General features: G+C 56.7%; 25 protein-coding genes and 1 pseudogene. 24 read left to right on the forward strand and 2 right to left on the reverse strand.

What is annotated here, in order from left to right:
* Positions 1 to 24: 24 nt before the first annotated feature.
* Positions 25 to 1,035 carry an integron integrase gene (locus ABD024_RS00155; RefSeq protein WP_343848467.1) on the reverse strand — a complete coding sequence of 337 codons (1,011 nt, stop codon included), beginning with the start codon at positions 1,033 to 1,035 and terminating at the stop codon, positions 25 to 27.
* Positions 1,036 to 1,597: 562 nt separating this feature from the next.
* On the opposite strand from ABD024_RS00155, the gene ABD024_RS00160 reads away from it, so the two are divergent.
* From ABD024_RS00160 to ABD024_RS16275, 18 genes are all read left to right on the forward strand, one after another.
* The gene (locus ABD024_RS00160) at positions 1,598 to 1,861 is read left to right on the forward strand and encodes a DUF2695 domain-containing protein (protein ID WP_343848469.1); all 264 of its coding nucleotides are present in this window, start codon (positions 1,598 to 1,600) and stop codon (positions 1,859 to 1,861) included.
* Between the two features lie 71 nt (positions 1,862 to 1,932).
* Positions 1,933 to 2,148 carry a hypothetical protein gene (locus ABD024_RS00165; RefSeq protein WP_343848471.1) on the forward strand — a complete coding sequence of 72 codons (216 nt, stop codon included), beginning with the start codon at positions 1,933 to 1,935 and terminating at the stop codon, positions 2,146 to 2,148.
* A gap of 230 nt (positions 2,149 to 2,378) precedes the next feature.
* On the forward strand, positions 2,379 to 2,963 hold the full coding sequence (locus ABD024_RS00170; RefSeq protein ID WP_343848473.1) for a hypothetical protein: 585 nt from the start codon (positions 2,379 to 2,381) through the stop codon (positions 2,961 to 2,963).
* Between the two features lie 514 nt (positions 2,964 to 3,477).
* Complete coding sequence (locus ABD024_RS00175) at positions 3,478 to 3,942, forward strand: hypothetical protein (RefSeq protein WP_343848475.1); 465 nt, start codon at positions 3,478 to 3,480, stop codon at positions 3,940 to 3,942.
* 787 nt (positions 3,943 to 4,729) lie between these two features.
* Positions 4,730 to 5,032 carry a hypothetical protein gene (locus tag ABD024_RS00180; protein WP_343848477.1) on the forward strand — a complete coding sequence of 101 codons (303 nt, stop codon included), beginning with the start codon at positions 4,730 to 4,732 and terminating at the stop codon, positions 5,030 to 5,032.
* Between the two features lie 58 nt (positions 5,033 to 5,090).
* On the forward strand, positions 5,091 to 5,426 hold the full coding sequence (locus ABD024_RS00185) for a hypothetical protein (protein WP_343848479.1): 336 nt from the start codon (positions 5,091 to 5,093) through the stop codon (positions 5,424 to 5,426).
* 348 nt (positions 5,427 to 5,774) lie between these two features.
* Positions 5,775 to 6,410 carry a hypothetical protein gene (locus ABD024_RS00190; RefSeq protein WP_343848481.1) on the forward strand — a complete coding sequence of 212 codons (636 nt, stop codon included), beginning with the start codon at positions 5,775 to 5,777 and terminating at the stop codon, positions 6,408 to 6,410.
* An 803-nt stretch (positions 6,411 to 7,213) separates the two neighbouring features.
* Positions 7,214 to 7,657, forward strand: coding sequence for a hypothetical protein (locus tag ABD024_RS00195; protein WP_343848483.1), 444 nt, complete (start codon positions 7,214 to 7,216; stop codon positions 7,655 to 7,657).
* A 69-nt stretch (positions 7,658 to 7,726) separates the two neighbouring features.
* Positions 7,727 to 7,948 (forward strand): hypothetical protein, encoded by a 222-nt coding sequence (locus ABD024_RS00200; RefSeq protein WP_343848485.1) that lies wholly within the window; start codon positions 7,727 to 7,729, stop codon positions 7,946 to 7,948.
* 79 nt (positions 7,949 to 8,027) lie between these two features.
* A complete protein-coding gene (locus ABD024_RS00205; RefSeq protein WP_343848487.1) occupies positions 8,028 to 8,342 on the forward strand; it encodes a hypothetical protein in 315 nt (104 codons plus the stop codon).
* A gap of 411 nt (positions 8,343 to 8,753) precedes the next feature.
* On the forward strand, positions 8,754 to 9,098 hold the full coding sequence (locus tag ABD024_RS00210; protein ID WP_343848489.1) for a hypothetical protein: 345 nt from the start codon (positions 8,754 to 8,756) through the stop codon (positions 9,096 to 9,098).
* 90 nt (positions 9,099 to 9,188) lie between these two features.
* A complete protein-coding gene (locus tag ABD024_RS00215; RefSeq protein ID WP_343848491.1) occupies positions 9,189 to 9,632 on the forward strand; it encodes a hypothetical protein in 444 nt (147 codons plus the stop codon).
* A 255-nt stretch (positions 9,633 to 9,887) separates the two neighbouring features.
* Positions 9,888 to 10,325, forward strand: a complete 438-nt coding sequence (locus ABD024_RS00220; RefSeq protein WP_343848494.1) for a hypothetical protein — start codon at positions 9,888 to 9,890, stop codon at positions 10,323 to 10,325.
* 70 nt (positions 10,326 to 10,395) lie between these two features.
* Positions 10,396 to 10,617, forward strand: coding sequence for a hypothetical protein (locus ABD024_RS00225; protein WP_343848485.1), 222 nt, complete (start codon positions 10,396 to 10,398; stop codon positions 10,615 to 10,617).
* Between the two features lie 930 nt (positions 10,618 to 11,547).
* Positions 11,548 to 11,769 carry a hypothetical protein gene (locus ABD024_RS00230; protein WP_343848496.1) on the forward strand — a complete coding sequence of 74 codons (222 nt, stop codon included), beginning with the start codon at positions 11,548 to 11,550 and terminating at the stop codon, positions 11,767 to 11,769.
* Positions 11,770 to 11,828: 59 nt separating this feature from the next.
* Positions 11,829 to 12,143: a hypothetical protein gene (locus ABD024_RS00235; protein ID WP_343848498.1), complete on the forward strand. Its 315-nt coding sequence runs from the start codon at positions 11,829 to 11,831 to the stop codon at positions 12,141 to 12,143.
* A gap of 653 nt (positions 12,144 to 12,796) precedes the next feature.
* Positions 12,797 to 13,258, forward strand: a complete 462-nt coding sequence (locus ABD024_RS00240) for a hypothetical protein (protein WP_343848500.1) — start codon at positions 12,797 to 12,799, stop codon at positions 13,256 to 13,258.
* A gap of 1,120 nt (positions 13,259 to 14,378) precedes the next feature.
* A complete protein-coding gene (locus ABD024_RS16275; RefSeq protein WP_425543098.1) occupies positions 14,379 to 14,744 on the forward strand; it encodes a DUF6404 family protein in 366 nt (121 codons plus the stop codon).
* Positions 14,745 to 15,570: 826 nt separating this feature from the next.
* On the opposite strand, the pseudogene ABD024_RS00245 reads toward ABD024_RS16275, so the two are convergent.
* A pseudogene (locus ABD024_RS00245) lies at positions 15,571 to 16,324 on the reverse strand (transposase).
* 40 nt (positions 16,325 to 16,364) lie between these two features.
* On the opposite strand from ABD024_RS00245, the gene ABD024_RS00250 reads away from it, so the two are divergent.
* The 6 genes from ABD024_RS00250 (at position 16,365) to ABD024_RS00275 (ending at position 19,682) form a co-directional block, all read left to right on the forward strand.
* Complete coding sequence (locus ABD024_RS00250) at positions 16,365 to 16,892, forward strand: MAPEG family protein (protein WP_343854366.1); 528 nt, start codon at positions 16,365 to 16,367, stop codon at positions 16,890 to 16,892.
* Positions 16,893 to 16,959: 67 nt separating this feature from the next.
* A complete protein-coding gene (locus ABD024_RS00255; RefSeq protein ID WP_343848502.1) occupies positions 16,960 to 17,322 on the forward strand; it encodes a transposase in 363 nt (120 codons plus the stop codon).
* Between the two features lie 77 nt (positions 17,323 to 17,399).
* The gene (locus tag ABD024_RS00260; RefSeq protein WP_343848504.1) at positions 17,400 to 17,681 is read left to right on the forward strand and encodes an IS3 family transposase; all 282 of its coding nucleotides are present in this window, start codon (positions 17,400 to 17,402) and stop codon (positions 17,679 to 17,681) included.
* Complete coding sequence (locus ABD024_RS00265; protein WP_343854370.1) at positions 17,682 to 18,128, forward strand: DDE-type integrase/transposase/recombinase; 447 nt, start codon at positions 17,682 to 17,684, stop codon at positions 18,126 to 18,128.
* Positions 18,129 to 18,370: 242 nt separating this feature from the next.
* Positions 18,371 to 18,658 (forward strand): DUF695 domain-containing protein, encoded by a 288-nt coding sequence (locus tag ABD024_RS00270; RefSeq protein ID WP_343848506.1) that lies wholly within the window; start codon positions 18,371 to 18,373, stop codon positions 18,656 to 18,658.
* Between the two features lie 352 nt (positions 18,659 to 19,010).
* Positions 19,011 to 19,682, forward strand: a complete 672-nt coding sequence (locus tag ABD024_RS00275) for a VOC family protein (protein ID WP_343848508.1) — start codon at positions 19,011 to 19,013, stop codon at positions 19,680 to 19,682.
* Positions 19,683 to 19,754: the final 72 nt, after the last annotated feature.

Genomic DNA, 19,754 nt, shown 5'->3' on the forward strand with positions numbered 1-19,754 from the left:
CGCGATGGAAGATCGATGGAAACCTTACCTGTCCAGCGGGCTCAGCACGCCGTGGCCGCCGCGGTTGAGAACGTGGGTGTAGATCTGGGTCGTGGCGACGTCCTTGTGGCCGAGCAGCTCCTGCACGGTGCGGATGTCATGGCCGGCCTCGAGGAGATGCGTGGCGAACGAGTGGCGCAGCGTGTGTGCGCTTACCGGTTTCACGATACCGGCGAGGCGGCACGCTCCCTTCAAGGCACGCGACAGCACGCCATCATCGAAGTGGTGCCGGCGCTCCGTGCCGTCGCGCGGATCGCGGGAACGGCGAGCAGCCGGAAAGACGTATTGCCAGCCGATTTCCCGCGGAGCTTCCGGGTACTTGCGTGCCAGCGCGTACGGCAACCATGCCGCACCAAATCCCTCCCGCAGGTCAGCCTCGTGCAGCAGACTGGCGCGTTCGATTTCTCGCTGCAGGGCCTCGGCCAACGAGCGCGGCAGCATGGTGCGCCTGTCCTTGCCACCCTTGCCATCACGCACGGTGATCTCGTTGCGACCGAAGTCCACATCCTTGATCCGCAACCGCAACACTTCCATCAGGCGCATGCCGGTACCGTACAGCAGGCTCGCCAGCAGCCACGGCCTCCCGTCCATCCTTCCCAATACCCGGGTTATTTCCTCGCGGGAAAGTACCGTCGGCACGCGCTGCGACCGTTTCGCGCGTATCACCCCTTCCATCCATGGCAGCTCGATCCCGAGCACCTGCTTGTACAGAAACAGCAGCGCCGCCAGTGCCTGGTTCTGTGTTGCTGCCGCCACCTTGCCCTGCACCGCCAATCGGGACAGAAAACCTTCGACCTCGACCTCACCCATGTCGCGCGGATGTCGCTTGCCGTTGACCAAAATGAAGCGGCGAATCCAGCCCACATATACCGCCTCTGTCCGCAGGCTGTAGTGCTTCAGCCGCAACACACGCCGAACCTCGTCCAGCAATCGTGGTGCCGGCGCGCCACCATCTTCGATACGGTTTATTTCCGCGTTTCCGGGGGTATAAGACATAGCGCCTCATTCCGTGAGATATGCAAAACCATCCTTGCCCCTCGGAACCGCCCCCACCATCCGGCAAACCCTTGTCATATCGTAGGATTTGTCCGCTTGACGAAGCCATGCGAAAGCGCCGACCATCCGTGCATATGCCCCGATGTGGGGTCTAATAAGCGTTAGGCACCACGGAAAGGTCTATAGGTCATGGGTTTGTTTTCTCGCCACCCGGCTCTTGCTAAAGCGCATACCGCTTTCTGCTTTGCTGTGGTGATCAACTTTCTTGTGTTCGCAGCTGTGGCATACCATCTTCGAGGCGATGCGTTGAGCGGCACAATCGATGCCGGCCGGTACTTCCTAGGCTACAAGGGGAGTTACACTGAGGTTTCAAAGCAAGTGTTCGAGTACAGTGAGGTGCACGCACTCTCTGTAGTTATTACTCTCCCGCTTGCAATCGTGACAGGTCTTCTATTCGGGCCGCACAAGAAGCAGGGCGGTGCCTAACATCTTGGTCAAGCGGACCGCCGTCCCGCTGCGCAGGCCGTCGGCCGCTTACCTCGGGCGTTAGAGCTCACAGCGAATGACCGCAAAAATTCCGGGCCTGCCGATCTCAAATGACGAGCTTCGCGCGTTGTTTGACCATCTCGATCGCGCAAACCCAGAACCTTGTACGCACACCTTCAAGGAAACCGCCAAGTTCTTAGCTGCCAAGTCGCTACCCGTTGAACCCATGCTCAATTGGCTTGGCAACAACGGCGCGGGTTGCGACTGTGAGGTAATCTTCAACACCGACGCTCGTTGGGGTGAGCAGGTTGGTCGCACCTCACCCGAGGGCGAGCTCTAACCACTCGTTCAAGGCGGACGGCTTCGCCGCCGCTTAACTCAAGCGTTAGACCTTACAAGGAGCATTCCTACATGGTCGTAAAGAAAAAGCGTGAGGGCTTCGGCCTCGAAATGAAAACGTTCGAGGGCGGGGACGGGAATGCATATTTGGTCTTCCGTACTGGCACAGGCTCTTTCCATGTGTTCATGGAGGTCGAAGCCAAAGAGGCTGCGCATCAGTGCGGCGCTACGACGGGCAAGAACACCAGGGGTATGTGGGCGGATGTTTGGCGCAGCGATAAGGTCTAACATTTCGTTTAAGGCGGACGGCTGCGCCGCCGCTTAACTCGAGCGTTAGGCAGCAACGGAATGAACTCAGCAAATTTCTGGTCTGAAGCAAAACGCCGTCGCAATCTTTATTTCCTTTGGTGGCTTGCGTGGGTACCTGCCGGCGGCATCGTCGTAATCGCGTATCAATTTTTTGGCGGTGACCCACCTTTTCCTCTCATGACTGCCTTGCTATTTAGCTGGTGGGCGGCATGGATCTTTATCGCGTTCAGAGTCAGAAAGCTTTTGTGCCCGCAATGTGGCAAGCCCGCCTTCCGCAATCCTTACTTTTTCATGCGCAACGCCCACTGTCGGCATTGCGGCTACAGACAGGCAACCGCCTAACAACTCGTTCAAGGCGGACGGCTTCGCCGCCGCTTAACTCCAGCGTTAGGCTGCACAAGGAGAGTTTCTTGAAGCCGTTAAAGAGCATTCTGCTCGCACTCCTCGCTGTCATCGCGTTTGATGCGCTTGCTGCGATTGCATCTCAAACAGTCGGCTTCCCGTACGCCTACGCCGCATTTGGGTCCGCCCTCCTGTACATCTTTTTCGCCCGGCTTATCGCGCGAAGCTCGGGGTTCTGGGCCGCGGTTCTGCTCGGGATGGCCATGGGGTTGGTAGATGCATCGGCAGGCTGGGCGGTCTCTTGGGCCATTGGCCCTGGCAGGCTGCCGCCCGGCAGTCTCACAGTAGCTGTCTGGCTCCTCACCGCAGTATCCGTTGTCGTACTTGGTGCGGTCTACGGCCTTATCGGCGGCGGCATTAGCGCTATCACACGGCGTCAGCGTGCAGCCTAACAATGCGTTCAAGGCGGACGGCTTCGCCGCCGCTTAACTCAGACGTTAGGCATCACATGTCAAGAATGCACGGAATAGTTTTGCTGCTGCTTCTCGGAGGCTGCACGTTGCATCCTTCCGTGGTCGAATCTTCTGTGAGCAGCCCAAATTTCGCCACGTTGGTTGTGGCTACTGAACCGCCGATGTGCTCCGGGTGCGTTGCAGGTCTTGCAGTTGCGTTAATTCAAATTAAGTATCCATCAGGGCGTGTCGCGTGGTCATCCATCGCGGGTCGTGAGCCTGGAACTCTCTCGATTCGAGCTGGTTCGTGGCAAATAGAGTATTTTTGCTCAGGGGTCTTGGACTTCGACGGCCACCAACAGGTAAGCATTAAGTCTGGGGTCACTTATCTCATTTCGTGCGGTAGCCTTCCAAATTATCAACTTCAGCTTCATCGTCTTTTGGAAGCGCCTAACCGTTCGTCCAAGCGGACGCGCGAAAGGACGCGCGCCGCTTAACTCAAGCGTTAGACCTTATGCGCACTGCAATCCTGATCGTCCTCCTCGCCTTAGCCGCTCCCGTCTCCGGGAGGGATTTCGACTATAGCTCGTACAAGACGGTCAGCCTGGCGGACGCAGCGGCGGCCCTCGCGGTTGATCCTCGTGCAAACTATTGGCTCGACGCGGCGCACCCTAGGTACCATGCGCTGGCCACGTTCACCGGCAAAACTCGAAAGTTGGCGCCTGGCGTTAAGGGTTTTATTGTCATGTGGGTGAAGGCGATGCAGCACCCCGCTGAGTACGTCGATTTTTTCAAGATGGAAGTCCAAATTCGTCAAGGCACAACCGACTACTGGATGCCAATACAAGATGTGCTTGTCAAACCATTCGAGGACCAGGTTCGACCGGGGGATCAAGTAGACCTTTATCTCCTTCTCATGGGCGCCTACGAGCATGCCCCTGTTTTCGCCATTAGCGGGTTCAATACTGTAGGCGTCTAACTATTCGTTCAAGGCGGACGGCTACGCCGCCGCTTAACTCCAGCGTTAGGCACCACGGAAAGGTCTATAGGTCATGGGTTTGTTTTCTCGCCACCCGGCTCTTGCTAAAGCGCATACCGCTTTCTGCTTTGCTGTGGTGATCAACTTTCTTGTGTTCGCAGCTGTGGCATACCATCTTCGAGGCGATGCGTTGAGCGGCACAATCGATGCCGGCCGGTACTTCCTAGGCTACAAGGGGAGTTACACTGAGGTTTCAAAGCAAGTGTTCGAGTACAGTGAGGTGCACGCACTCTCTGTAGTTATTACTCTCCCGCTTGCAATCGTGACAGGTCTTCTATTCGGGCCGCACAAGAAGCAGGGCGGTGCCTAACATCTTGGTCAAGCGGACCGCCGTCCCGCTGCGCAGGCCGTCGGCCGCTTACCTCGGGCGTTAGACCACATGGGAAACGACATGGCAGTCAACTTAGCAACAACTCCATCGCTTGCTCTGAATCTACGTATCGTTTGCGGTTTCATCGCTGTTCTCAGCGCAGTAGCTGCCGCTTTCTCAATTCTTCACGGCACAAGCACCGTCCTACAGTTGTCGCTTGAGTGTGCAGGAATTGTGGCATGGGGTTCGCTCGCTTTCTTCGGCAACAAACCTGGTTGGTCTCGCACCATGACGCTTGCGGCATTTGTTGTGCTTGTGGCTTTGTCAGTGTGTAGGCTAGCAGGCGTTGTGGTCTAACATTTCGTTCAAGGCGGACGGCTACGCCGCCGCTTAACTCAAGCGTTAGGCAGCAACGGAATGAACACAGCAAATTTCTGGTCTGAAGCAAAACGCCGTCGCAATCTTTATTTCCTTTGGTGGCTTGCGTGGGTACCTGCCGGCGGCATTGTCGTAATCGCGTATCAATTTTTTGGCGGTGACCCACCCTTTCCTCTCATGGCTGCCTTGCTATTTAGCTGGTGGGCGGCATGGATCTTTATCGCGTTAAGAGTCAGAAAGCTTTTGTGCCCGCAATGTGGCAAGCCCGCCTTCCGCAATCCTTACTTTTTCATGCGCAACGCCCACTGCCGGCATTGCGGCTACAGACAGGCAACCGCCTAACAACTCGTTCAAGGCGGACGGCTACGCCGCCGCTTAACTCCAGCGTTAGGTCGCAGCCATGGATAGTCGCGAATCCTTGTTACATATCCTTCTTTCGTTCACGCGGCCTATTCCGGGAATCGCTCGTGACCTCTCGGCTTACGGCTGGGACGCTCCCCGCCCATTGGCCGTGCTGGACGCTATCCATCTTTCCACGGCGCTCAATCGGTTCATTGCTGGCGAGCTTTCTTCCGCGCAGGTCGAGGAGTGGGCCAACTGCATCGAGTGCCGTGATGACATTGAGTACGATCCTTCATCGGTAACCGGCCTGGCGCTTCACGAGCTTGCTAACCCCTTGCTCACGCGCCCCCTTACAAGGCAATCTGCAGCAGCGCTGGTTGCGACTCTCGCGTAGCTGCAACCTAACATCTCGTTCAAGGCGGACGGCTTCGCCGCCGCTTAACTCCAGCGTTAGGGCCCCTATGGACAGAATCTCGTACATTCAGCAAACCAGAGTTGCCTTGGCGCATACGCGCCGCAAGCTGGTTTTGTACGGCGCACCTCTTTCCGTTGTTCAACTGTCCATCGTCATCGCAGGCTTTATCGTTTTTAAGTCATACCCTGAGCACGCTCCTATCTACTTTGCTATCGCTGCACCCGTGTGCATCGCAGCCATATGGCTTTGGGCAATCCCCATGCGCAGAGCGTTTGCGCACAATGCACCCTGTTGTTCTGCATGCCACAAGCCCGCAGGGTTGTTCACATGGCGCAAGGCAACGGCCAGCGGTCTCTGCCCACATTGCCACGGGGCGTTGTTCGGGCTCTAACCATTCGTTCAAGGCGGACGGCTTCGCCGCCGCTTAACTCAAGCGTTAGGCACCACGTGATGATCCTCGCAGCGCAAACAAAAAAACGCCGCACTAAAGCGGTACCGTTGCCGGTAGCACTCCTTTGTGGACTCTATGTGTGCCTTTTTGGGATCGTCATGATCGCCATGGCTTCACATATTGGAACTCCACTCCGAGAAGGCATGGTTGCTCCTTATCAGGTGGTTTCTGACGTTTCATTGTCTCTAGCGGCTGCACTTGTCGTGATATTTTCTTTGTATCTCGCAATTGTGGGAAGTTCTCGATATCGTCAGCACTTAACTCTTGCCTTGATTGGATTTTTGTTAGTTGTTTTTATAGCCGGAATGTACGATTCGTTTCATGAAAACATCCTACAATCGTCGAAGAAGCACTCTTTCTCCCAATTAGTTGACTTCTTTTTATTTGCTCTGAGGGAGCAGCTAAGTGCCATTGGACTTTCAATATTTGGAGTGATCGCTTTGCTACATTTCATGATTTTGTACCGAAGCAAGTCCACAAAACAGTTTATTTCTGACGGCGGTGATGCCTAACTATTCGTTCAAGGCGGACGGGTACGCCGCCGCCTAACTCCAGCGTTAGGCCACAAGAGCTATGGACATCTCTGAGACCTACTTGACCTTGGGGGCTGCGACGTTCGAGCTCGGTGTTCCCATGGCAGCAACCGCTGCCATCGCGTTTGCGCCGCGCATGCGGAAATTCGCTGTCGTATTGCTGGGAGCTGTGACCCCTTTGCTAATCTTCTATGCGATTGCGATTGGGTCGTACTTTTTCGCTCCGGCAGTGCCTTCCCGCAGTTTTCCCTTTTCCGCCATATGGGTAATGTCTTTTGCTGTTTATCTAGCGGTTGCGCTAGGGGGCACGGCGCTAGCATTCATCCCCAAGCCATCAAACTTGCTCGGCCGATACTTTGTTGGCATGGTGTCCGCTCCAATTTCTTATGCTTTGCTCAACCTAGCTATGTAGGCAGTTCCTCGCTGCCTAACCATTCGTTCAAGGCGGACGGCTACGCCGCCGCTTAACTCCAGCGTTAGACCCCTATGAACAGCACACTCAAGAGACGGATCACGTGGTTTGCTGGCCTGAGTGGCTTGCATCTTTTTCTGTATCAAACGTCGCTCATGCCACAAACTCTCGGCGGAGTTGTCCTATTCCTAAGCTGGTTGCCTTGGCTTCCGCTTGCTTGGGCGCACATCGCAGTGACATCGCATTTGCTGCCAACACCCACTGTTCTTGGTCTTGTTTGGTGCGCGATAGTTTGGCTGGTGTTCTATTGGTTTTTGGCTGGGCAGCTCATCGAGTTGTCTAATAAGCGTTAGCTTCCAAGAGATTGCGAATGTCACCGGACAAAGAGCGTGAATATTCAGAGCTCATTTCGTTCGTGAGCATCTTCGCCACTCAGGCCTGGAAGGTTGATCCGGTCGATCCCGTTCATCCCGCAAACATAGCCGCGCACATTGCTGCGACGTCGGGCAAGGCACAGGCTCTCATTGGTGCGCGGCAAGCCGCCAACGACGCAATCGAGTCGCTTCAAACCTTTACGCAGCAGCAGCTCGCGGCCCTTGATGCCAGCTTGCACGAGACGGGCTCAATCACGCTCGCGGAGATGCGCCGTAGGTATTCAAAGCAATACAAGGCGGTCTTAAAGCGCGGCAGTATCCGCAACGCAACCGAGTTCTATCTCGTCAAAGGCATCCTCGACTCATGCACGGAGTCACTCGGCCAAGACGAGCAAACCGTCCTCTCATCTTTGCTGCTAGGCTTCGAGCAAAGCAGCTAACCAGTCGTCCAAGCGGACGGCTTCGCCGCCGCTTAACTCCAGCGTTAGGCGCCATTGTGAAAGCCCCCAATGACCACGATCTCTGATCCCGCCTTCGACCAAGCGATCACGCTTCGCCAGTCATTCCGTGTTCTCAGCAAGTTCTTGGAGCAGTTCAACACGCGTGGTTCCCAAGAAACCGACTTGCTGGCGTCTTGGCTGGAGCTCCAACAAGATGGCGGCACCGCAGATCTGGCGCAGCTCGATGACTTCCTGGAATGTGCTCGCGCCGTTCTCAGGCATGGCGCCTAACATCTCGTTCAAGGCGGACGGCTTCGCCGCCGCTTAACTCAAGCGTTAGGTCTCACAGACAGATGGCGAGGCACATGGAATGAGTGAGTACAGCCCCGACCGCCCATACATCCTGGAACAGGACATGGCATTGTTCGTGGCCACCGATGCCGAGACAGCATCAATGTATGGGGCAAGAGTCAAGGCCGCCGAGATTTCAAATGTCGATTACAAAATGCGGTACGCAAGATTCCACGCGGACTCGTCAATGAAGCCGCCACCGAGTTGTGGGCGAATATTCATGGGGTATGTCGTCATTCGCAAGCTTGGGCGTTCTGACCAATATGAGACATGGATGCCTGATCACGTATTCGAAGAGCTTTACACCAAACAGGTCTCGGCAAGTGAGGCCTAACATTTCGTTCAAGGCGGACGGCTTCGCCGCCGCTTAACTCCAGCGTTAGGCCTTGTAGTGCATAAGCCTTACAACACAACAATTGCTACGATCATCGTAGTAGTCCTGATCTTAGCCACGCTGGTATGGTCAGTACTTGATGCGTCCGAAGATACTGGCGTTCGTGTGACCGGAAATGTATTGGACTGCGTGGGTGGGCATTCGAAGCAATGCGTTGTTGCTATTTCACCTTCGAGCGAACAGGTTTGGGTTTTCATTCCTGGTGGAAAGAAAGGCGATGCCGTACTTCTCAAACAGATGAAAAGGCCGATCACTAAGGACGTCTCGTATGCAATTTCTCTCTAGAAAATCGCCTAACAATTCGTTCAAGGCGGACGGCTTCGCCGCCGCTTAACTCCAGCGTTAGGGCTCATGATCAAAAAGCGTACATGGTGGCTTTTAGGCTTCAGCCTTTCTGCGGCGTGCCTTCAGTACCTTTTGCTTTTTGGCAGCAGTAGTGCAGGCAATCTTATTTACGCGCTCATGGCATTGAGCCTCGACTTCTTCAATCAGTCGGCAGCCCCAACTCTGCGGCCTTCGACCGAGGGCTGGCCCATTCCAACGCCCGCCGGCTATGTGCTCTATGCGCTACTGTCAGCAGCAATAATTTTTCTGCTTTTGAGCATCGTGGGATTCTTGTTTGGTTGGTTGGGTAGCTTCGCGAGGCGCCCTAACCAGTCGTCCAAGCGGACGCGCGAAAAGCCGCGCGCCGCTTAACTCCAGCGTTAGAGCCCACCGGGAATATCGCGGCGTATGAAAGAGCGAATTGCAGATCCCCGCGCCCGCCTCTTCAACGAGGAGGGGTCCATGATTCCTCCGTTCGTCGACCCGACGTGGCGCGGTTGCGCCCTCGATCGGGATCGCTTTGATCACACACGTCTTCCCGAGCAGCTCTTCAATGCAATTGTTCGCTGCGCCGGTGCAAACGAACTTCTAATTGCCCGCTACTCTCCTGACAGCGATAGCTGCGACAGTTTCGCTGCTAACTGGGAGACCTTTCGTGCTTATGTATTCACTGACGCTAACTGGTCCCTTGAGTACGTCTTGTTTGATCAATCCGAGCGTTGGGCCGTACTCGCAGATGCCGACGTGACTGTTGTGGGCGCCTCCCCTGAGCTCGCCGATCTTATAGATCAGGCGCTTGCTGCCCATGGCACCAGCCTTGTGCAGCTTACGGACACGGACTTTCCAGGCCTGGATCCGTCAAATCAGCCGGGAGCCGCGTACCTGCTGGCGGTCAGCGGTCGGTAGCTGCTAGCGTGGGCTCTAACAATTCATTCAAGCCGAAGCCGCTTCGCGGCTCGGCTTAATTCAGGCGTTAGTCGGTAGCTCGTGTAGGTTTGTCGTATCGAGTGTTTCGCCCAGCTTCGCGCTGCCTTGTCGTCCGTCGCCGCCGCAGCATTTCGCGCAGCGTTGTCGCAAGCCTGAGCTTTCAGAGCTGGCAGTTTGGGGGTAGTCGGTTGCTCAAGCTTCGCGTTCGTCGTGCGCCAACATCGTCGCCCGAGCATGCTGCGTCGCAACCGTCTAACTCCTCGTCCAAGCGGACGGCTGCGCCGCCGCTTAACTCAAGCGTTAGACCTTATGGAAAAGTACCTAGCAGAACTGGTCGAAAGGTGCGCCAAGGAGGAAGCTGTGGGTAGTGCTGATATCGACAGACTCTGTCTGTTGTCGCAGTCGGATCGTCCTCACGTCTATGACATGATTGCTGCCCACATCACTAGAGAATTTGCATCTGGGCGCCTTTGCTTCGAAGACGCGGACGCGGTGGCAAACTTTCTTTGGGCCGAGTCGGCTTTCAACCTCTCTGGCTTTGCCAAAGACGTGTTCTTGGCATTCGACGACGGGGAATTTTTGCCTAGCGGAGACCGAGTTGGCACAGATCCCGTCAAAAAGTACACCTGGCCACAGGTTCGAGATCTCCTTGCTCGCGCCTCGCAGGTCTAACAGTTCATTCGAGGCGGACGGCTCCGCCGCCGCTCAATTCCAGCGTTAGGCGCCATTGTGAAAGCCCCCAATGACCACGATCTCTGATCCCGCCTTCGACCAAGCGATCACGCTTCGCCAGTCATTCCGTGTTCTCAGCAAGTTCTTGGAGCAGTTCAACACGCGTGGTTCCCAAGAAACCGACTTGCTGGCGTCTTGGCTGGAGCTCCAACAAGATGGCGGCACCGCAGATCTGGCGCAGCTCGATGACTTCCTGGAATGTGCTCGCGCCGTTCTCAGGCATGGCGCCTAACATCTCGTTCAAGGCGGACGGCTTCGCCGCCGCTTAACTCAAGCGTTAGGCCTCAATACCGTGACTGAGTCGTCAAATCCATCTGTCGTGACCTCGCTCCTCAGCATGGCGTTAATGCTCGTTGCTTCGCTGTCTTGCTTCTTCGCTTGGCATACGTTCGGAGCCACTTCATACATCCTCGCGAGCGTCGGTTTTCTTGTCCTGGCGCCTCTGTGGTATCGCCGTCCAATTTCAGTCAAGGCGTTGCTCAGTCCAGTTGGCAGCCGACTCACACCTCACCATCAGTTTTCGTGGCTCGACGTCTCGCTAACCTTCATTGGGTATCCACTTCTCTTGATTGCAATCGCGCTGTGGTTCCTGGCGTGGTACAAGGCCTAACTACTCGTTCAAGGCGGACGGCTGCGCCGCCGCTTAACTCCAGCGTTAGGCAGCGCAATGAAGCGACTCTGGCCATGGATATATTTAGCGTCGTTTGCAGCCGCCTTCGTTGGTGGCCTGTCGCCCTTTGGCAAAGCTCAAGGCCACACCAACGTCGACTGGTTGTTCGTAATCGTTTCTTTCTTAGGCCTCCTCGTCTTTCCGTCCTTGGCGGTCAGGTATGCGCGTTCACGCAAAGTAACTCGCCTTCCTGTCGCTTCGTTTTTGCGAGGGTTTTGCGGTGGGTGGTGGGCGGACCCGTTACAGTGTCTTCGCGTAACTAGCCTGTTGCTTAGCGGCATGTTCCTTGGTTCACTGTTTACGTTGCCTCATGCCACTTCGCAAGGCGCCATGATTGTGTGGTGGCACGCTGCTATGGCGTTTGGCTCAACAGCAGGCGAGCTTGTCGCACTCAAGACGTTTCGCGGCAGCGTTGCCTAACATCTCGTTCAAGGCGGACGGCTACGCCGCCGCTTAACTCCAGCGTTAGGCGCGATCATGAGAGCCTCTTCGATGACCACTATCTCTGATCCTGCTTTCGACCAGACGATGACGCTTCGCCAGTCATTTCATGTTCTCGGCAAGTTCTTGGAGCAGTTCAATGCGCGGGGTCCCCAAGAGACCGACTTGCTGGCATCTTGGCTGGAGCTCCAACAAGATGGCGGCACCGCAGATCCGGCGCAGCTCGATGACTTCCTGGAATGTGCCCGCTCCGTTCTCGTGCATAGCGCCTAACATTTCGTTCAAGGCGGACGGCTACGCCGCCGCTTAACTCCAGCGTTAGCCCTCAACAGATGCATCTCGAAAAAGAACAATCTCGCCAACGGGTAAAAGAGATTCGCGCTCTATGGCGCGAGTTCGATCCAATTGGTGTCTATGCCAATCCGGACTCAGGCTGCCCGCCGGACGAATACGACAACTATCTCGCTTCTTGTCTGCGGCTATTGGAGCAGGACGCTTCAACAGAAGACCTAGCAAAATATCTTTCGTACATCGTTGGCGAGTACATGGGCCTCGGCACCACAGAACTTGTCTTGTCGCAATCGATCGCGTTCGCTGGCAAGCTCCAACAATGGTATGCGTCAGCCTGGCTAGGCAAACACGTCTAGGCGGGCTAACAATTCGTTCAAGGCTGACGGCTTCGCCGCCGCTTAACTCCAGCGTTAGCGGTAAGTGATCATGCGTTCGTATTTAACGGGGCTTGCTCTGCTGTTTTTCTCGACCACGTGCGCGGTGGCGCGCGGTGTGGACGTCATTTCGCTTTCCGTTTCCCCCACTGAAGTGTGTGCGGCGCTCGGGCAATCGGTAGATCTAACCGTTACATTTACGAATACTTCGTCAACGCCGCGATACGTCGGCCGCGCAGCGGTCACGTCTCTTGAGTATGCGGTCAAGAATTCTGCGGGGCGCGTGCTTGTTCCACTCTCAGACCCGCCGGCACCGCCGCCCACGCCCTACGCAGACGGTGACTTCATCTGGCTTGCCCCTGGCCAATCTTTTGTATTCCACCAGCGCATATCATTAGACTCGTGGGGAATCGAGTCGGCTGGTCGATTCACTGTTGTTGCGCTTTCCAACGGTACTCTAGCTACAGCCGATGAGTGGCTACACAAGAAGTACGGATTCTTTTTCTCTTTTGCACCGCAGATCGCGGTGGTTGTTGTCGCTAGCAAGTAAAAGGCGTGGCGCGCGCACCGCTAACCACTCGTTCAAGGCGGACGGCTGCGCCGCCGCTTAACTCCAGCGTTAGACGGCAAAGCACATGACCTCAACCGATGCGCTGTACGCAGAGCTAAAGCCCGAAATAGGGGCTGTCGCAAATCAGCTCTTTGATCTCTCTGAAGTGCTCCTGCGTAAGCAGGGAAACTTCTTGCCACACGCCGCGGTTCTTACAAACGACGGCGAAATCAAACTGGTTGCTGCAACCGCGGAGAACGACGTAGTCAACTCCACTGAGCTTCTTCCTATACTTCACGATGGTCTTCGCCAACAGGCGAGAGAGCAGCCGCTCAAAGCTATCGGGGTTGCTGAGAACGTCACGGTTACCTTCGAAGTTCAGCGCCCCACAAAGGCTATAAAGGTGCTCTTCGAGCACAAGCGTGGTCTAACAGTTGCGCTTTATCTATCTTTTGAGAAAAAGTTGCTTCGTGGCTACATCATGGGCACCACCATTTCAAAACTGGCTACCCCTGAAATCAATGCGTGGCCTCACGATGCCGTCTAACATCTCGTTCAAGGCGGACGGCTTCGCCGCCGCTTAACTCCAGCGTTAGGTGCTACATGCTTCAAGGATCCAATGGCAGGTTCAACGTCCTCGGCTTGGCGGGCATCGCAATCTGCCTGCTGGCATTTGCTGTACTCAGCAACACCTCAGCTTTTCGCGTAGTGGGCGCCGTCGTAATTTTTCATGCGGGTTACGTCCTAGTCACTCGGTCCGTACCAGTTGCCATCAAAGGGCGCCCAACGTCTTTTTACCTAACTGGCACTTCGGCAATTTTGTTCGCTATTTTTCTTGGTGTGGTCGGTGTGCTGCTCATCTCATATCCTGGCGAGGCATCGCGCATTCTTTCCTCAACGCCAAGCAACTAGCCAGCGCACCTAACATCTCGTTCAAGGCGGACGGCTTCGCCGCCGCTTAACTCCAGCGTTAGGCCTCATGGAAAGCATCTCGGATATCCAAGCGTTTAGAGAGTCGTTAGTTGCTGCAGCTCGTGGTCCGTTCTTCCCGGATTGGGAGTTCCACTCACTGTTTGGCTTAGACCGAGCCGAGGTTGAGTCCATCGCAAATGCATTCTCGTCTGCCACTCCGCTCACTGGTGAGGTAGCTCTTGCGCTCCACAACTCAATGGGCAACCTTCTCGGGTACCCGCACGGCCAGGATGCGGCTTGGTCACAATGGCTTTCTGTCACACCCGTGGAGTTGCGAGCTATCTTTTCGCGGTGGCAGGTCTCTAGCATTGAGGCCTAACCATTCGTTCAAGGCGGACGGCTGCGCCGCCGCTTAACTCAGGCGTTAGGCGCCACTATGTTCAAAGCTCTCTTTGCAGCCTTGGTCATCATCAACTTAGCCGCGCTTTACCATGGCGCCGAGCATTTTTTAGTTGACTATGCACCGTCACACATCGCGGGAGTATGTACGTCCGATGCTCTGAGTAAGGTTGACTACGAGTCCGGTCAATCCATGCGTAATTTTCTCTTCCCTTCAATGATTTGGTTGGTTAGCGTGTCACTAGCTAACCTCGTATTTGCCGGTGCAGTCGCCTTCAGGAAACCTCGCGACAGCGCCTAACATTTCGTTCAAGGCGGACGGCTGCGCCGCCGCTTAACTCCAGCGTTGGGCGCTAATGACAAGTTCCGAGAAATTGAAGGCAATGCGGGCGCATTTCGCATCTCTTGGCATCAGCCCTATTACTGGAGCGCCACGGATTTGGCGTGTTCTGTGGTTCTTCGGGGTTCCGGTCCCACCGCTGGTTTTCTTGCGCTTCGGTTCCGTGGCTCTAATCACGGGTGGCTTTGCCGCTGTGTTCTGGGGGCTGTTCATGTGGCTTGTCTTTTGGTCACGTGGCGGCGAATCAATGTGGGTCGTAGTCGGACTTCCGCTGCTGGTGGGAGCCTTGTTCGGCTTCATCAACGCAAAGCGTTCCCGTACTATCGCCCGTGCATATAAGCTTCCGCTGTGGGCCGACTACAAGGGGCCCCCACAGTCGTAGAAGCACCTAACATCTCGTTCGAGGCGGACGGCTACGCCGCCGCTCAACTCCAGCGTTAGGGCTAGGCCGCTACAGTGAAGAAACATCTACTAAGATCGCTCAGTCTTGCTTCATTCGCCGGTCTCGCTGCTGCAATTCCGATCGTCCTTTTCATCGCTACAGGTTCGAGCTGGCTGCAAGATTTTCCACGTTTCATTGGCATTCTTGCCGTTCTAGCATGTCCGCCATGGATGCTGTTTTGGGGAACAATTGGGCAACCGCATGACGTATCGCTCTTGGTTAGGGTTTGCGGAGCGGTCCTCGTCCTGAACGCTGTTCTCTATGCTCCACTTGGTGTACTTCACGCGTACACACTGAGATTCCGTCCAGCTATTCGGCGTACGCTTTTGGGCCTCGCATACCTATGTCTGCTAGCTGCAGGCAACTTGTTCTTCATGTCGGAGCCAGCCGTACTCAATCCGCTTTTCTAGGGTCTGCGCCCTAACCATTCCGTAAGAGACTTCCCGTCAACACCACGCGCTTGATGCTCTTGCCCTGAGCTTTCGGACCAATGCCGGTCATCGTGTTGTCCTCTTTCCGGGTGTTGCTTTGCCAGTTTGATGCGGTGTCGAACGTTGCCAGACTGCATTTCCGTAAACGGTCTTGTTGCATCGGTGTGGCTGATGCGGACCAGGGTATAAACCGCGCCCGGGGACCTCGTTCATTCATCGGTGTCGTTGGTGTTCGGGGATCAGCCGAAACACGTTTAGACGTCCAGATGGTTAGTCAGGTTCTCTCCGGGTGGGTCTGACCCGTTGTTACCGCTTCGCGCTGACGTGGAACTGGTTCATGCCATCGCGGCAACCGTGATGGCATGTTTGCCGGCCGGGCGCTGCACCATAGGGTGTTTCAACCACGCGTCGGCGTCGTAGGTTTGGTCGTGCGCCAGCATCGCCCACAGCTGCCGCGCATGTTTGTTGGCGATCGCCACCAGCACTTTGCCGAAGCACATCCGGCAGGCCAGTTGGCGGATCCAGATCTGTTCGGGCGTGGACTTTCCCACGCTGACCGCCTTGGCTCGCTGCAGACTGCTGCGGGCGGCCTGGATCAACAACGTGCGCAGGTACGCATCGCCACGACAGCTGATTTCACCCAGTCGTGCGCGTCCCCCGCTGGAGTGCTGGGTGGGCACCAGGCCGAGCCATGCGGACATTTGTCGCCGTTTCTGAAGTCCTTGGCTGAGCCCAGGCTGGCGACCATCGCGTCGGCGGTGATCGGGCCGATACCGATGATCACGCGCAGGCGCACACACCGTGCGTCCTCTCGCGCATGGACGTCGATGCGGGCAGGTGATACGGCTTCACCAACTGTGCCGCCATCAAGCGCGGCTGCAGACCATGCTCGATACAACGACGCACCCAGTGATGCGCCCCGCTGCACGCTTCCATGGCCACCACCGTCCCGGCCGGCACCTGCGCCAGCCACACCGCGAAGGCATCACGCTTGAAGTCCAGCCGGCGCAGCATGTGGCCGCTGCCGTCCACCTCGCACACCGAAAACACGCTCTTCGCCAAATCCACGCCGATGGTTATAGTGCTCATGGAGACTTCCTCTTCTGCTGACGGTTGTTGCAACACCATCATGGCCCTCGAGGCCGAAAGGGGAGGAAGTCTCTTTTTACTCGTTCAAGGCGGACGGCTTCGCCGCCGCTTAACTCCAGCGTTAGGTGGCAAGGGGGATTTCATGAGTCCGGCACAACATCTCTTTACAGCTTGTACAACGTTGGTGGCACTCACCTTCGTTGTTGGCCTCCGCATGCTCTACGTCCGCGTCTTGGAGATGCGAGCCAGGCGGATTCATCCTCAATCCGTTGCGCTTTCAGCTCAACGAGCGCAAAAGCTTGAAGACTCCCGCGCATCAGACAACTACAACCATCTGTTCGAGCTCCCGGTTGTCTTCTATGTCCTCTGCCTTGTGGCAATTGCCACCGGTCACATCCCGGTTTGGCTGCCAGCGCTCGCTTGGCTATTCGTCTCCTTACGCCTCGTTCACAGCGCCATCCAATGCACCTATAACAAAGTCATGCATAGGTTCCCGGTCTTTCTGGCTGGTTTCTTTCTCATGTTCGCTATGTGGGTTGCATACGCTGTTTCGTATGTTTCCACCTAACAATTGATTCAAGCCGAACGGGATAGTTCCTACGCTTTAGTGGACACCCTGAACTAACTTTTCAGGAGTGCCCCATGCCCAAGCCAGGTCCGCGAACCACGACCCGCTACAGCACGAATTCAAGGCCACCGCTGTGTGCCTGAGCGCGCTTCCCGGTGTGCGCGTGCAGGATGTCGCTGCGTCGCTTTACATCCATCCCTTCATGCTGTCTCGTTGGCGCAAACAGGCGCGCGAGGACGAGATCATGACGAAGGGTGTGACGGTCGATCCAGGGGTGGCCGCCGAGCTGAAGGAGTTGCGGCGGGTCAAGAAAGCCTACGAGCAACTGAAGCTCGAGCACGCCGTTTTAAAAAAAGCGATCGCGTTCACTTCCGCTCGAAAAGCGAACGCTTTGCCTTCATCGAGCGGGAGCAAGAAAGCTACCCGGTGAGGCGCCTGTGCCGTCTGTTCGGTGTCAGCGCCAGCGGGTTTTACGCCTGGAGGGATCGTCCGGCCAGCGAGCGTGCCTTGGACGATGCCCTGCTGATCGATCGTGTGCGGCAGGTGCATCGAGCGGGCCGGGAGACCTACGGCAGCCCGCGTGTGCATGCCGCGCTGCGCAAGCAAGGGGAGGCCATCGGACGCCGCCGGATTGAACGGCTGATGCGTGAGCACGCGATCAAGGCCTGTACGGCCACGCTGTATCGACGTCTGCCCGGTTTGGGTCACTTCTTCGCCAGTGTCGGCAACCGGATCCATGCGACGACGGTGGAGCGCATCGACCAGGTGTGGGTCACCGATATGACCTAACTGAAAGTTGCCGGCACCTGGCGCTATCTGGCGACGGTGATGGATCGGTATTCACGCCGCCTGCTGGGCTGGTCACTGGGCAAGGAGATGTCGGCCGAGCTGACCCGCCGAGCATCGGCTTCGACCGTGCGCTACCGGCACCCCCAACCCGGCACAATGGTGCACAGCGATCGTGGCGTCGAGTTTCTCGCCAGCACCTTCAAGCTCGCCTTGGCCAAGGCCGGACTACAGCAGAGCGTGAACCGCCCCCATCGCATGACCGACAACGCGCACATGGAGTCGTGGAACAAATCCATGAAGTCGGACATGTACCACCGCCAGCACTTCATCGACGATCGGACGCTGCGCTCGGCCTTGCGCAGCTACATCGATTTCTGCAACCAGCACCGCTTACACTCGGCCTTGGGCTATCGATCACCGATCGAGTTCGAGGCCCCATGTGTTTGACCGATGGTGTCCACTTTTTCGTAGGAACTCTCCGCCGCTCCGCAACGCGGCTTAACTCAAACGCCAGGCAGCCAACCACCACAGCCATGACCACTCAAAAGCAAAGAACCTGGCTCAGCGCCAACACCGAGCATGAGGGCTTCCCGATCTATTTCCGACGACCGGATGTTCGCGTTGCGGAGTTCAAGTCCCTGCGTCCGAAGTACCCTGCCCTGCTGGCCGTCAAGCATCAACTTGCCTAGGTGAAGGACAATGGTCTTCCGGAGGCTGATTACAACGAAACGCTTGCACCGTTGGATGCCGCACTAATCGAGCCTTTTCGAGACGAGGCAGATGGCCTTGTCGCCCTGGTGGAAACATTTGCCGGCAAGCGCACTTACTACGTGTACCTCACGTCGGCGTTTGACACAGATCGCTTCATGAGTGGCATTGAGGCCCGCTTCCCGCAGGAGAACATCGCCTGGAAACGACATGACGATCCCGCATGGCGCTTGTTCAATGGCTACGCCACGGACTTCGGTTTTGCCTAAAAACTCGTTCAAGCCGGGGCTGCTTCACGGCTCAACTCAATTCGGGCGTTTAGGATGTGCCGATCGATTGAGTTCGAAATGGCCGTCCGGATGGCCATGCGAAAATGCTGGACTTGCCAAGATCGGGGTCAGCTCAACCTGACCCCGTTCCGAAAGACGTCGGACCGTGCCTCGGCCAGCGGCAGATACATCGATTTCTGCAACGGTCAGCGATTACACTCGGCACTTGGCTACCGTTCTACCGTCGAGTTCGAAGCCCGGTGTGCCTAACCGGTGGGTGTCCATTTTCCTTAGGAAATCTCGACGGTTTCGCCGCCGCTTCACTCCAGCGTTAAGCCGCAGGAATCCTGCCATGGCGCTTGAACTCGATCACGTATTCATCTGTTGCTCGCGTGGCGCTCCCGAGGGTGACGCGCTGGTTCGTCTTGGCCTCAACGAGGGGGCGCCGAACACGCATCCCGGGCAGGGAACTGCCAACAGGCGCTTCTTCTTTCGCAACGCATTCCTCGAACTGCTCTGGGTGTCCGAGCCTTCAGAGGCTCGCAGCGAGCAGACACGCCGCACAAAGCTCTGGGAGCGTTGGTCTGAGCGCGCGTCGAGCGCATGCCCTTTCGGCCTCGTCTTTCGTCCAAAGGGTGCAAACACCGCGACAGCCCCATTCGCCACCTGGGCCTACCGCCCGAACTATCTGCCGCCAGGTTTGGCGATCGAGTTTGCTGAAGACGTGCCGCTCGAGGAACCTGAACTTATCTACCTTCCGTACCTGCACCGCGCCGGCCCACCCACGTACGAGCCAACGGATCATTCTTTACCCATTCGGGAGTTGTGCAGCGTAGCGGTCGGCCTTCCAGCCGGCGCCCTGTCCAGGCCATCACAGGCGGCGCTTTCGGCCGGGTTGGTGACCTATCGCTTCGCGGCAGAGCACGTGCTTGAACTCACCTTCCTCGCCGTGCAGGAAACCGTGGTTGATCTGCGGCCAACGCTGCCGCTACTGCTTCGCGGCATCCCGCAAGATGCGGCCTGACCCGTCCACCGCCTGACCCTGTGCTCAAGCCGGTTGCCGGGGTGTGGCTTTCTGGAAACCGGCGGTCTCGGC

The organism is Rhodanobacter soli (assembly GCF_039523495.1).
In the GTDB taxonomy this organism is placed as follows: domain Bacteria; phylum Pseudomonadota; class Gammaproteobacteria; order Xanthomonadales; family Rhodanobacteraceae; genus Rhodanobacter; species Rhodanobacter soli.